This window comes from Crocosphaera sp. Alani8 (assembly GCF_038442745.1).
Classification (GTDB): domain Bacteria; phylum Cyanobacteriota; class Cyanobacteriia; order Cyanobacteriales; family Microcystaceae; genus Crocosphaera.
This window is the reverse complement of the sequence record NZ_JARVCN010000045.1, coordinates 1-13,993: the sequence shown is the minus strand read 5'-3', so window position 1 is coordinate 13,993 and position 13,993 is coordinate 1. Positions and strand designations below refer to the sequence as shown.

The 13,993-nt window shown below is 36.4% G+C and carries 9 protein-coding genes; 3 read left to right on the top strand and 6 right to left on the bottom strand.

Annotated elements, in window-relative coordinates; genetic code table 11:
* Positions 1–176: 176 nt before the first annotated feature.
* Positions 177–605, bottom strand: a complete 429-nt coding sequence (locus P9B04_RS03750) for a DUF29 domain-containing protein (protein ID WP_342053659.1) — start codon at positions 603–605, stop codon at positions 177–179.
* Positions 606–755: 150 nt separating this feature from the next.
* Between P9B04_RS03750 and wecB the strand changes: the two genes are divergently transcribed.
* Positions 756–1,868: a non-hydrolyzing UDP-N-acetylglucosamine 2-epimerase gene (wecB, locus tag P9B04_RS03745; RefSeq protein WP_342053658.1), complete on the top strand. Its 1,113-nt coding sequence runs from the start codon at positions 756–758 to the stop codon at positions 1,866–1,868.
* Between the two features lie 615 nt (positions 1,869–2,483).
* Entirely contained in the window at positions 2,484–2,918 is a 435-nt protein-coding gene (locus P9B04_RS03740; protein WP_342053657.1) for a DUF29 domain-containing protein, read from the top strand.
* Here the strand turns inward: P9B04_RS03740 and P9B04_RS03735 are convergent.
* From P9B04_RS03735 to P9B04_RS03725, 3 genes are all read right to left on the bottom strand, one after another.
* A complete protein-coding gene (locus tag P9B04_RS03735) occupies positions 2,915–3,376 on the bottom strand; it encodes a DUF29 domain-containing protein (RefSeq protein WP_342053656.1) in 462 nt (153 codons plus the stop codon). The genes P9B04_RS03740 and P9B04_RS03735 overlap by 4 nt on opposite strands.
* A gap of 58 nt (positions 3,377–3,434) precedes the next feature.
* Positions 3,435–4,331 carry a lipoyl synthase gene (gene lipA, locus P9B04_RS03730; protein WP_342053655.1) on the bottom strand — a complete coding sequence of 299 codons (897 nt, stop codon included), beginning with the start codon at positions 4,329–4,331 and terminating at the stop codon, positions 3,435–3,437.
* A gap of 67 nt (positions 4,332–4,398) precedes the next feature.
* On the bottom strand, positions 4,399–9,351 hold the full coding sequence (locus P9B04_RS03725; protein WP_342053654.1) for a hypothetical protein: 4,953 nt from the start codon (positions 9,349–9,351) through the stop codon (positions 4,399–4,401).
* A gap of 117 nt (positions 9,352–9,468) precedes the next feature.
* On the opposite strand from P9B04_RS03725, the gene gatA reads away from it, so the two are divergent.
* A complete protein-coding gene (gene gatA / locus P9B04_RS03720) occupies positions 9,469–10,914 on the top strand; it encodes an Asp-tRNA(Asn)/Glu-tRNA(Gln) amidotransferase subunit GatA (protein ID WP_342053653.1) in 1,446 nt (481 codons plus the stop codon).
* A 162-nt stretch (positions 10,915–11,076) separates the two neighbouring features.
* On the opposite strand, the gene P9B04_RS03715 is transcribed toward gatA, so the two are convergent.
* Together P9B04_RS03715 and P9B04_RS03710 are read right to left on the bottom strand one after the other, a co-directional pair.
* A complete protein-coding gene (locus P9B04_RS03715; protein ID WP_342053652.1) occupies positions 11,077–12,120 on the bottom strand; it encodes an ion channel in 1,044 nt (347 codons plus the stop codon).
* Positions 12,121–13,803 carry a DUF3352 domain-containing protein gene (locus P9B04_RS03710; RefSeq protein ID WP_342053651.1) on the bottom strand — a complete coding sequence of 561 codons (1,683 nt, stop codon included), beginning with the start codon at positions 13,801–13,803 and terminating at the stop codon, positions 12,121–12,123.
* Positions 13,804–13,993 lie beyond the last annotated feature (190 nt).

Sequence of the window (13,993 nt, the reverse complement as noted above, 5' to 3'; positions counted from 1 at the left end):
ATCTTTGTCCCCTAACTTTCGGCGAGTCCCCCCAGACTTTTTGAGAAGCTTCGTAATGAAGTTGGTCTACAAATGTACGAAATTTGTCCCAGTCGTGCCATAGAAATAAACGAACAGTTTGACAATGGAAGCTTACAAAACATAAATTATTAGTTTCACTTGATATCTATTTTTGATTAATTGGGCAACCAATTAGACTTTATTTGTTCAACGGAATAGGGACATTTTTCAGGAAAATACCACTCCGATAACCCTGTTTCGTTGACTGCGTCCGCTTTGGCACGTCGATAATTTCTCTCAAATTCTTTCCCTGACCAATATTTTTTTAACGATGGGGTATCTTCCAGATAGAAAGTCAGATTATTTCTCTCTCTCTGAATAGTATTTAACCAAGAATTAGAACGTTTTTCGGGTTGATATTCCCATTTTAAGAGATGATGAATAATTAGTCGAATCGCTGATAAAAATTTATCTCTTTCTCGTTTACTCAAGTCTTCGATTTCCTCAATAATATTATCCCAGTCCACTTGATCGTATTGTTTTTGCTTAATCAGCTTAACTTGTTGTTCAACCCATTCAGTAATATCAGTATCATATAAACTCATAAATTAACTCCTTTGAGCATAATGGTGTTTAATAAACTCTTTCAAAACTACAGTATTGACCATAAGATAATTCGTAATTAATAATTTGGATCGCAAATAACATTAACACCTAAGCTTGTACAATAGATTAAGTCTTCAACTGTTTGACCTATGACTTCATCTCGTTATAAAGTTTGTATCACCCTTGGAACCCGTCCCGAAGCCATAAAACTTGCTCCTGTTATCCAAAAATTTCGTGATTCAGAGGCATTTGAAACCCATGTTATCTTAACAGGACAACATCGGGAAATGGTAGAACAAGTGATGCAACTGTTTGAGATAACAGCAGACGAAGACTTAAATATTATGCAACCTAAGCAAACCTTGACGGATATTACTTACCGGAGTTTACAAGGTTTAGAAGGTATTTTTCGTAGAATACAACCCCATTGTGCCATCGTTCAAGGAGACACTACCACAGCGTTTGCTGCCACTTTAGCTGCATTTTATCAACAAATTCCCATCGGTCATGTCGAAGCCGGTTTAAGAACTAACAATCTATTTAACCCTTACCCCGAAGAAGCTAACCGTCGCCTAATTTCTCAACTAGCTCAGTTACATTTTGCCCCCACTACCCTTGCAGTAGAAAATTTAAACCGTTCCAGTGTTACAGGGGAAGTTCACTTAACAGGAAATACGGTCATTGATGCTTTATTAACCGTTGCCAACAAACAACCCAACTGTGAGGTTGAAGGGTTAGACTGGAATAAATATAAGGTGCTATTGGCTACCGTACATCGACGAGAGAACTGGGGAAAGCCCCTAGAAGACATCTTAAAAGGTTTTCACCTCATTTTAGACAAATTTCCCGATACAGCCCTATTATTGCCCATGCATCGTAACCCAACGGTAAGGGAACCCATCAAAGAAACTTTAGGCAACCATCCCAGGGTGTTTTTAACTGAACCTTTGGACTATGGGGAGTTGGTTGGTGCGATTCAACGCTGTTATTTACTTTTAACAGATTCTGGGGGTTTACAGGAAGAAGCACCTAGTTTGGGTAAACCTGTGTTAGTTTTGCGAGAAACAACGGAACGTCCGGAAGCTGTGGACGCAGGAACAGCTAAATTAATCGGGACAAACGTTGAAAATATTGTTAGTAATAGTGGTGAATTATTGAGCAGTAAAATAGCTTATGAACAGATGGCTAATGCGGTTAACCCGTTTGGAGATGGTAAAGCAAGCGATCGCATTTTAGAAATTGTGCAACGTTATTTACTTTAAATATTTCAAATGTAACTATAAATGATCATCCCTCTTAAAAATAATTTCAGCTTATAAATGAAAATGTATTGTATTTGTATTATTAATATTCGTTTGTCTGGCAAAATAGTAACATTTTGGTATAAAGTGTTACTATTTTAGTCCAAAGACTTGAGAAATTTTATCAATGAAAAACGTAAGAATGGGGGTTGACAAAACATACTACTTTTTTATGCTATTATGAAAAAACTAGCAGTATGATGGGGCAGATAATGACTCAAAATCTCTCCTGACTTGGGTAGGTTTATAGTCTCCATACTGTTAACTTCAGATGGTGAGACTAAAAGCATAGTAATTTCAAATAAGTTTGAGATATCGTAGTTTAGGGATTATCCTTGCTATCTTAGTGGCAAAATGTGTAATTTTACTCTCATTTTCGTTGAAATAAACTGTGGGTTAAACAACAACGTCCCTTTAATTGGAAAATAGGGCTTTTTGTTAACTATAGCGTTTCTCGGACTCATAAGGTACACCTAACTCCTGCCCTCTGCCTCCTGCCTCCTGCCTCAAAGCGATAACCTCTCTACCTCACAAGTATGGGAACTGCTATATTGTCTTTATGTTATAAATTATCCTATGAATCAATCTGTTACAGTTAGCGAGTCGTTGTATGAAACTGATTATTTTTTGTGGTTAGAAAATCAAGCATTAGCCATTAAAAATCGTGATATTGAGGGTTTGGACTGGGAAAACTTATTAGAGGAAATCGAGTATTTGGGTAGAGAACAAATTAATGCGGTTAATAGTCTGCTCAAACAAATTATTATCCATCGTTTAAAACTTGATTACACTTCTAATATTTATTCTAGACATCACTGGAAGTGTGAAATTAATTCTTTTATCGACAATTTAGAAGATAAACTGACTAATTCTATCCGTAACAAAATTACTCTAGAAAAGCCTTACAATCGAGCTAGACGAACAATCCTAGAACAATATAATATTAACTTACCACCAGACTGTCCTTATTCCCTGGATGAATTAATCACTTATGTTGAAGTGAATGATTAACGTTCATCGTCTGTCAATCTTGTCATCAACTCTTCAAAAGTATAAGGACATTTATCAGGAAAATTGAAATTGTATTCACTCAGAACTAATCTTTTTGCTCTCTCGTACTCTTTATGCACATCTATTTTATTCAAGAGAGTCTTTGTTAATCTTCTTTCAATTTCATCTTGAAAGTTATTGATTTCTCGTTTCCAGTGATTACGAGGATAACTATCAGGACAATAATCCAGCTTTAACTTATGTTCAATCAATCTTTTTACCCAACTACTGACAGCATGGATTTGCTCTTTTCCCAAGTCTTCTATCTCCTCCTTTAAGTTATCCCAATCTAATGCTTGTATGTTATGCTCACTTAGAACTTTAGCTTGTTGTATTGTCCATTCTAAAAAGTCGGTTTCATAAAGATTATTCATGTTAATTGTATTATGGTTTTGTTTTATCCTATCTATAGCAGTCATGAGTTAAACTCCTAATAGTTTACTCGTTAAAATAATAACTTTTGCCTCTTTCAATTCCTTATTCTTCCCCTGCATGATAAGAACTACGAACTAATGGACCTGAACGAACATGGGAAAAACCAAGAGAATTCGCAATTTCTCCTAATCTATCGAACTCTTCAGGAGTCCAATATTTTTGTACTGGAATATGTTGTAAAGAAGGACGCATATATTGTCCTAACGTAAGGCGATCGCATTTTACTCTTCTTAAGTCTTTTAAGGTGGCAATAATTTCCGCTTCGGTTTCTCCGTGACCTAACATCAACCCTGACTTTGTGGGTATTGTTGGGTCTATTTTCTTTACTAATCTTAGCACATCTAGGGATCGCTTGTACTTTGCCCCTCGTCTTACAGGACCTTGAAGACGTTCTACTGTTTCAATATTATGATTGTAACAAGCCGGTTTAGCAAACACAACGGTACTGACTCGTTGTTTCTGACCATCTTCCCTTTGTTTCCCTCCCCAGAAGTCCGGGGTTAACACTTCGATTTTGGTTTCATGGTTTAGTGTACGAATAGCATTCATCGTTTTAACAAACCATTGCGCACCACCGTCATCTAAGTCGTCCCGTGCAACAGAGGTAAGTACAACGTAGCTTAACCCCAATAACTTAACAGATTCTGCAACTTTCTGGGGTTCTTGGGGGTCTAAAGGCATAGGTGCATGACCCTTATCCACTTGACAGAAGGCACAAGCTCTAGTGCAAGTTGCTCCCATTAACATAAATGTGGCTGTCTTTTTACTATAACATTCTCCACGATTAGGACAACGACCTTCTTCACATATTGTGTGAATATTTCGAGTTTTAATAATTTTTTGAACAGTAGAAATTTCACTTGCTTTTCCAATTGATTTTTTCAACCAAGAAGGAATCGACATTACATTAATGTTATTTTTAACGGAATTTGAATTCATTATTAGCGGGATTAAAATTAATCTTTCTTAATTATGCTTTATTCTTTCTCTGTTGTCAATTTTTATCCTATTCCCATGTTGCAAATTCTTCTATCCAATGATTCATTATACTACTAATTTGATTCCTTCTATTTTCAAAACTCGCAGCTATCCAAATAAACATTAAACCCAATAATAATCCAACCATCCATTTTAATAGAGGGTAAGTAAAACTAACAATAACTAATTGATCAAATACTGTAGCCAGAAAAGTGATTGTACCTATAAATAAAAATGCACGGGTTCTTATTCCTAAACCAACAGCAATCAAAATCAGTCCTATTACTCCGGGGATAATAGCTGTTTCTCTATAAAATATGATATAAACACTACTAAGAGTTGCTGTAGCTATCAAACGGATAAAATGTCTTGTTTTTTTCCCCTCTTCTCTTTGACAATAAGGTTCAATCATAATCAAAAACAGGAGAGATAAACAAAATAAGCTTGAATATAATAACGGGGATAGTTGATTAAACTGATTAGAAATATTGTAAGCAACAGCATTAACAAAAACGATACTAAGGTATAGTAAACGAGATTTATTGGACAGTTTGGCAAGAAGTCCATAACTAATGGAAGCAACTATCAAAGTAAGAAAATCAACGTGACTAATAACTCCCATGAATGGGAGACTAAAAGCTAGTAAATTCCAAGGTCTTTTTGACCACCCCCATCTTTCCCAAGGAAGGGTATAAATTACAATACCCAATAAAGAGAGTACGGAACCGATTACATTCAATAGGAAAGTATAAGGAAAGGTTAAAACACCATATACAGTAGTTCCAAATGCTTGTATGAATCCCAAATAAACCCAAATTTCTCCTTTTCTTTTGTCCAAAAAGTTTCGCCCTTCTAGGATAGCATATTGAGTTAAAAATGCACTGGAACCTAATGCAATTAACTGTTGTGATTCCACAGGATATAACAGAGATAATACTAAAAAAATACTACCTAAAATCCAGTGTGAATGAGCGATTATTTTTAACTCTCTAGGAGTCAGATATAGGTAAGAAGACAACCAAGGTGAAGAAAGACGATAAACATACATTATTGTTGTTGCTAAGGCTGCCATACTTAAATATTTATCTCCCCAAGATAAATTACTAATCTGATAAGATAATAATTCGTAAGCAGAGAGAGAAATTAGAATAATGCCTAGATATATCAAAGGTTTTAAGCTTCTTTTTTGTCGCACAAACCCAATAATAATAAAAGCAAATCCAAAAGAAATAAATCCTGTTAAACTATTAAAAGAATTGTATCTTAATGCTGATCCTAAAGCTCCGTATAAAAGTGGTAAGGTATGCAGACTACTTAAAAATTGTCTTTGTCCTGTGTTTTTTTGCCACCATTTCCCAATTAATTGTAATAAAAATCCTAGAATAAAATTGACAATAGCCAGTAAAATTAGGGACTGACTTACCATAGTTGTAATATTAATTGTCAATAATTCTAATGTCCAGCCCAGTGTGTAGATCATCAGGTTATTCTGATGGTTTTTGGTGCGATAAAAGATTGCTAAAAATAAGACCAATATAGCTAGTATAACTAAAGTTGAAGGATTAGTATATTGAGCATAAATAGCTATTGAATGCACTGTTAAAGCTGTTAAAAGAAAACTGCATAAAATAATTCCCCAAACATCAATAATTTTTGTGTAAATAATGGCTAATGGTTTATTTTTGTGTTTTAAATAATTCCAAGTTGACCAAAGGAAAATTAAAGTTACACTATCACTGATCATCCAAGTAGGAATTATTGGTATTTTAAAAATTGGGGAAATTGCTAAAACTATAAAAGATCGGCAAAATATTGCCATACCAATTGTTATAAAAGCTGTTGAAAAACTCGGTGATAAGTAACTGTGGCTAAATATCAAGATAGTACCAATAATTGGTGTTAGAATATTGAGGAATGAAAGATTAGGATTAGAGAACTGTATAATTATAATAGTTATAATGCTAAACCATAACAAACTATTTTGCTGTGATTTTTGCCAACTACGATAGGCTGTTCCTATCATAATTAGGTTAATGGTAATTAGTAAAATTAAGTCATTGTTTAAAAGATAGTCAGTAGCTAATCTACCAAAAGAGATAGCAGTAACAGTAAAAGTAGATAATATGATACCCCAAATATCTAAAGCTTTTTTGTAGTAGTCAATAGAATTAATTTGGTAATAATTGATTATATGGTAAGTAATCCAGAATAAAATAGTAATAATTGCTGCTACTAATAACCAATATACCCAAAATTGTTCGGCATACTTAAGACCATTATCTTCTAAAACAACTACCATCAATTCTAGAATGAAACCAATGGTAATAAAAGCTGTATTAACCTGTTTAAAAATTTGCGTTTGTACTGCCATCAACATAGTGGCAATTCCCAATTCTATCCATCCCCATAATGGTAAAGATAAGGCTGGAAGAGGAACCATTGCTAAAATCAATATGCTATAAAGCAATGGGAAACTATTGCTTCTTGTAGATGGTTGCCAACTACGATAAGCAACACTTACCATTAGAGTAACAGACGATATTAAAGTATTAGTTGCTGCAGTGTAAACTAAAGATACATCAATCAATTGAATTAAACTTATTAGGGATAAAATATAAGCAAAACTATCAAAAACTTGAGCATAAATCAAGGCTAAATTAGACGTATTTTCAATCAATACATGGCGAATGAACCATAAAAGAAGTGTGATAATTACTCCTGAAAGTAGCCATAGAGAAGAAGATAAATCTAAAATATATAAATAGAAGAAGATTGTTATTAATCCTAAGCTAACAGTTATGATAACTGAGTATAGATGACGTAAATATTGAGTATTGACAATCATTAATATTGTGCCTACTATTAACCCTATTAATCTCGTTTCTGGAAAATAAATCGTCAGTGCTTGTGTCAAACAAATGCTAATAACACTTAACTCACTAGCTGATTTTCTTCGAGGTAGATACCAAGTAGCGATCGCACTCAATATTGTAGGAACAATTAACCAAGACAAACCCCAAAAAGGCAAATTAGAAGGAAGCTTAAACCAAAATAAACCATAGGATATTGTTGCCAAAAATAAGCCAAATACCCAAGAATCATTATTAAGTAATTTACTCAAAGATGGTTCTAAAAAATGGAGCAAAGATATTAATAGTTCCCCAATCATTAACCCCAACAAAATCAAAGACCACATATTGATAGAAAGTTTAGGAAAATAATAATTAATCCCAGAAGCTAAAGTTAATATAAAACTAATGTGGGTAATTAAAGCTAAGGGTTTCAGGAAAAAACATTGCTCCTTTTTTAGTTTGTGTCTTGTTTCATACCCTAACGTCAAGGTTGACAATGTTAAGTTAATCGTTCTAACTAGAGGATTTATTAAGCTAAGAGTTGTCAAAATAAACCCGAAAAGTAAAATAATTGCTCCACTAAAACGATATAATTTAACTTGATTATGATTAAGCCAAAAATGTCGTGTCAGTATAATTATAAACAGGTAAGGAAATAGTCCAATACTCGTCAATACAAAAGGGTAATTATTGGCACTACTTAAATCAATAATATTGCCCCAAATAGGTTGAAGAATAGGTAAACGAAAGAATAACCAATTAACTTGTAAACCTATTAAAAAAGTAATAATAAAATCTCGCCTTGAACCCGAATATTTTAAACGCCTTACTAACAAACTTATAGCCAAAAAGCTAATAGTTATCGCTTGCATCGGCATGACAAAAACCGATAATAACCACCCCAGACTTAATAAACCGGCTCCTATCCATTTCCAGGGGGTTTTTGGAGGCGATCGCCAGCCTATTAACCAACCACATAAACCCACAGCTAAACCCAATTGAAAAATGCTAACTTCGGTAATAAAAATAGCTCTAACCAAAAGAATTATTAACGCATAAATAACGATTCCACCACTCAAACTGAATGGTAAAAAATGTTTATTATTTTCGTTTTTCTGAGGAGAAATCAAGGTAATGATAGTAGTACCAATCACACCAATATAAGTAGCAATTATAGGAATTCCTGGAAGAGTCCATCCCCAGTGTAAATAAGTTAATCCTAAATGATTTAACAAAGACAAAGAATTACCAAAAGACTGACTCTTAGGCTTAAAAAACTTAATGGTTAACCCAGTTAAAGATAGACTTCCCACCAACATTCCAATTAACCCTAAAAAAGTATGCCAAAGAGGAAAACTATCCATAGCCCAAAAATTAATTGGAACTAATAATAAAGTAACAATACGTAACCCTTGAGTTGTTAAGCGTAAATTAGTTTGTTTTCCTGTCCACCAACTAGCAACACCAAACCCTAACGTATATAACCAAAGGATTGCATATTGCAAAACAGCCGATGATCTTTGCCACCAACTCGCAGCTATTACCCCCGAAGAAATAACCACCATAAAGACACCTAATAGCAGCAACCAAATAATACTTAGTTCTGCCATTAAAGATTGAGCAATTTGTGTGACTCTAGGTTTTCTTCGGCGTTTTTCACGAATCTTGGTAACTTTATTTGTAGGAACAGGTAAAGATAGGTTAGAAGTTTCAGCAACAGTAGTAGGAGGAGTGGTAACAGCAATAACAGGAATAGGAGAAACCAAATTTTTTCGAGCAATATCTTTAACCTGAGTATGGTCTAACAAACCTAATTTTAACCAACGATCTAAACCTTCTAATAACAAAGGTTCCGATGCTGAAATCTTAATAGTCAAACTAATATTTTTTTCTTCACCTAAAGCAATAATATTTTCTAAAAATTGTAATTGTTGAATCAAATTTTCTATTGTCAGAGTCGTGGTAAAATCAACTCGTAATAAGTCATGTCCAGCAACAACTTGACTAGGAATACCTTGTTCAGAAATTAACCCCAAGTCCAGCCAATATTGCCATCCTTCTAACAATTGAGGGATAGCAGTTTTTCTGCTGAGGTGAATAGAAATATATTGATCTCTTGATAATGACATGAGAAAGTCCTAATATATAGAGCCTTTATTTGTTAGTTTGACTAACCCCATCTAAGGTAATATTCATAGATGGTGGGCGTGTAGCGCATCCCCTCCCTTCAACAACAAAAATAGACCATGACATCTATCCGCGAACTCCATCAACAATTAGTCAGCAAAGAACGATCTGCTGTTGAGATTACCACAGAAGCGTTAGAAAGAATCAACGCAGTAGATGAAAAAGTTAAAAGTTTCTTACAAGTCACCGCCGATCACGCCCTAGAAACCGCTCAGAAAGTGGATCAAAAAATCGCTAATAACGAAGAAATCGGTCTTTTAGCCGGCATACCTATAGGTATCAAAGATAATCTCTGTACTACAGGTATTCAAACCACCTGTGGATCACAAATATTGGCTGATTTTGTCCCCCCCTACGAGTCTACCGTGACTCAAAAATTAAAAGATGCAGGTGCTGTCATGGTAGGCAAAACCAACCTCGACGAGTTTGCTATGGGAAGTTCCACCGAAAACTCTGGTTATCAAGTTACCGCCAACCCTTGGGATCTCTCCAGGGTTCCTGGAGGATCCTCCGGGGGCTCAGCCGCCGCCGTAGCCGCCTCAGAATGCGTCGTGGCTCTCGGTTCCGATACAGGGGGTTCGATCCGTCAACCAGCCTCATTATGCGGCGTGGTGGGGCTAAAACCCACTTATGGGCTGGTGTCTCGCTTTGGATTGGTGGCTTATGCCTCTTCCTTGGACCAAATTGGACCCTTTGCCCGTAACGTAGAAGATGCAGCCATTCTCTTAGGAGCGATCGCAGGTTACGATTCCAAAGATTCCACCAGTATTAATACCCCTATCCCTGACTATACCCAATACCTCAAACCCTCCTTAGAAGGGTTAACCGTGGGAGTGATCGAGGAAACCTTCGGGGAAGGATTAGATTCCGTCGTAGCTGAAACTGTCAAAAAAGCCATCGATCACCTGAAAACCTTGGGAGCAAAGGTGATCAATATTTCCTGTCCCCGTTTCCGTTATGGCCTTCCTGCTTACTATGTTATTGCTCCTTCGGAAGCCTCTTCTAATTTAGCCCGTTACGACGCAGTAAAATACGGCAGAAGAGAAAACGCAGACACCCTTATGGATATGTACACCAAAACTAGGGCAAAAGGGTTTGGAAACGAAGTTAAACGACGGATTATGATCGGCACCTATACTTTATCCGCAGGTTATTACGACGCATATTATCTGAAAGCACAAAAAGTTCGCACCTTAATTAAACAGGATTTTGACGCAGGGTTTGAGAAGGTAGATGTGTTAGTGTGTCCCACTTCCCCCACAACCGCCTTTAAAGCAGGGGAGAAGACATCCGATCCTTTGAGTATGTATTTGTCAGATTTAATGACTATTCCCGTTAATTTAGCAGGTTTACCAGGAATGAGTATTTCTTGTGGGTTCGATGAGCAAAATCTACCCATAGGCTTACAATTGATTGGTAATGTACTGGAGGAAGGAAAACTGTTTCAAGTCGCCTACGCTTACGAACAATCCACAGACTGGCATAATCAGTTACCTCCTTTATAGTAAGGATTTTGCTATCAGCTATCAGGGTTCAGCGTTCAGCTATCAGCTATCAGCTTAGAATTCATCCAAAACAGCTGACTGCTGAGGGCTAAATGCTATCAGCTATCGGCTTAGAATTCATCCAAAAAAGCTGACTGCTGACTGCTGAGGGCTAAATGCTAATCAAGAAATATCAGATTCAAGAGGTTGAGTATGATGGAAAAAGGATAAATCGATATAACGATGACCATCAGAAGTGTGATAAATAACATCCAAAAATTGATGATTCCAGAGAATATCTCGAAACCCATAAGAAGAACGAGCATACATAGTTTGGGCGATAGATTCATCAATACCAGATAAAGAAGTTAAAAGCATAGCCTTTTTTCTTTCTAAGGTTTCTAGACTTACTCCAAATAGAGGGCTATTTTCATCGATGGGGTGCATCAGTGTCCAAGTCATAGCTAAAGTAGGATTATGATCCCGAAGTAATTTCAACTCATAAACCTTCCGAAAAAAATCCCCTTCCTTACTCACTTCATCCCACATGAGATATAAACGCATCTTAGCTTCGAGAATATAATTTTTACGTTGATTGGAAACTCTCAGCATCAATGTAGGAACATTATCGTAAGGAAGAACTACAACAACATCAGAAAATAGAATCTTCGCATTAGATTGAGAAAAACGAGCAAATGCTAAACCTGTAATCAAAGCAATGCCTAAAATACTCACAAAGGCTTCTAAGGTAACAAGAATATTTGTATAAACAGTAGTAGGATACATATTCCCGTAACCAATGGTAGAAAAAGTATGAATACTGAAAAAGAATGCTTCACTAAAAGAACCTTTTACAGCGTTTTCTATGCCATCTATTCCTAATAGGTAAGCTAAAGCAAAACCTGCGTTGAGAAAAAAATAAAAGAAACCCATTAAGACAATAAAATATTTCCAAGGAATATTTAAAAGGAGATGATAAGGTTCTCGCCAGTGATGATACCAAGCACCTAAGTCTTCTAGATTAAATTTATGTTTGTTAAACTTAATCCAAAATTTCTTAGATACACGATTAGAAGGAGTGTTTTTACCAGAAAATTTTAGTTTATAAGAAGGTCGAGGGGGAAGCATTGAACAGTATTTAGTGATTGAAGAAGGAGTCAGAATACAGGAGTCAGGAGTCAGGAGAGAAATAGAATGGGTACTCAAACTCCAATCTGTTTCTGGCAACTATACTCCAACATTAAAGAAAATGGTAGCGCGACGAATGTTATTTTGACTACCTTGACTACTCAAAGTAAAAGAGCGAAGATTTCTTAATAAGGGTTTGATGCCGAATTCTATTACTCTGGTAATGGGTAATTTGTCGGTTAAAATTGGTTCGCTTTTTTGCCAGTTAGTGTAAAAGTAACCGTCGTTTTCTGGGGATAATCCTTCAATAACGTGCTGAAATTCTTCGGTATCGATTAGCTTTGGATAGTCGGGGGAAATAGCCTCGGAAATAGCTTCTATTGATGTAGAAAAGATTACATAATCGTCAACATTCCCGTGAGTTCCACTTACTTTTGCTTCTAATGTCGCTAAGTTCTGTTTATTAGGGTTGACTGTTGCTTTTAACTTTGTCCAAACCGTTACATCTGTGTCCAATAACGGTAATTTTCCTACCGTATAACCAGCACCCTCTGCCTGTTGATCAAACCCTTCTAACACCTCATCCATTTCCACATCGGGGCTTTTTTGAGCGATAAAAATCCAATCCGCTTCCCCTTCTTGGTTCTTAGGAATCAATCCCAAGCTAAATTCTCCTTTAACCCAAGGGAAAACGTCTTTTGATAAATTTACTCCCAAAGGTTCTTCTAAGTAGCCCACAGAGCGATTGAATAGCTGTTGCAAGGGACTATCCTGGTCTAACCCTGTCTCTATTTGTTGCCACAGTTGAGCTAAGTTAGTTCCCGTCGCCGTTAATATTGTGTTGTCAGGGAGATAGGAAAAAGCCCCAACCGGTTTCGATAAAACAGGAGTGCGATCGCTTTCCCCAGATACTCCAATTAGAGCAGTTTGGGCTACTAAACCTTCCTCTTTGACGGAAAAGGCAACAGTTAGGGTTTGAGTAATCTCAGGTAATTCTGGAATAGGTAGATTGCCTAACCAAGCAGACAAAGCAGGAAAATTAGTGTAAATAATACCAATTCTTGGATCAATAATAGTGTCTAATGCTTTTTGATATCCTGGGGCATTTTGTAGGTTTAAATCCGGAACTTGAACGTTATTAATACTCTCTTTTAATACTTGGATATCGTTAGCAAAAAGAACAATATTCCCCACAACTGCTGTGGCAGAAAGAGGGGTATTTTTCTTAAGATTAGGGTTTTGTTGGGCAATGAGATTAATTCCCTTGTAGGATTCAAATACTAAATCAGAAGTTCCTGCGATCGCATCGGTGGAATAGGAAGTTTGTAAGAACTCTTTAGCAAGTTCTTGGTTTTTAGTAGAAGCAACCAATAAATAGCCGGGTTTAATCCCGTTATTAGGATTATGATCGTAATCAAGAGAAGTAACAGCTAGACTAATTTCTTCCCCTAACCAGGGTTGAATTTGAGTTTGATAGTCGAGTCCCGTTTTAGCTAATAAAGTTTTTTCAATAGTAAGAATTTCTTCATGCGATCGCCGTCTTTTCTCGGGGGACGCGATCCAACGTCCCAAAGCATCCAAGCGATCGGGGTTAGTCAACAAAGAAACCATTACCGGCGCTTGTTTGGGGAGGAAAATAGCTGCGATCGGTTCTTTAACCACCCCTCCTGCCAACAGAGGCAAAGGACTAGGTTGTAATATCCAGTAGATGGTAGTTGCAGCCAGGGAGAGGAGAAGAATAACACCGAAGATGAGAGTAACAAAAAAAGGACGAAACTTCACTATTACCTATCCACAATAAGGAATCACCAATGTTTATTTTAACCTTAATGGCAGTTTACTTATGCATGGATTATGAACTTTGTAGCTTTGAGGCAGGAGGCAGGAGGCAGGAGTCAGGAGTCAGGAGTCAGGAGTCAGGAGGCAGGAGGCAGGAGGCAGGAGGCAGGAGGCAGGAGGCAGGAGGCAGGAG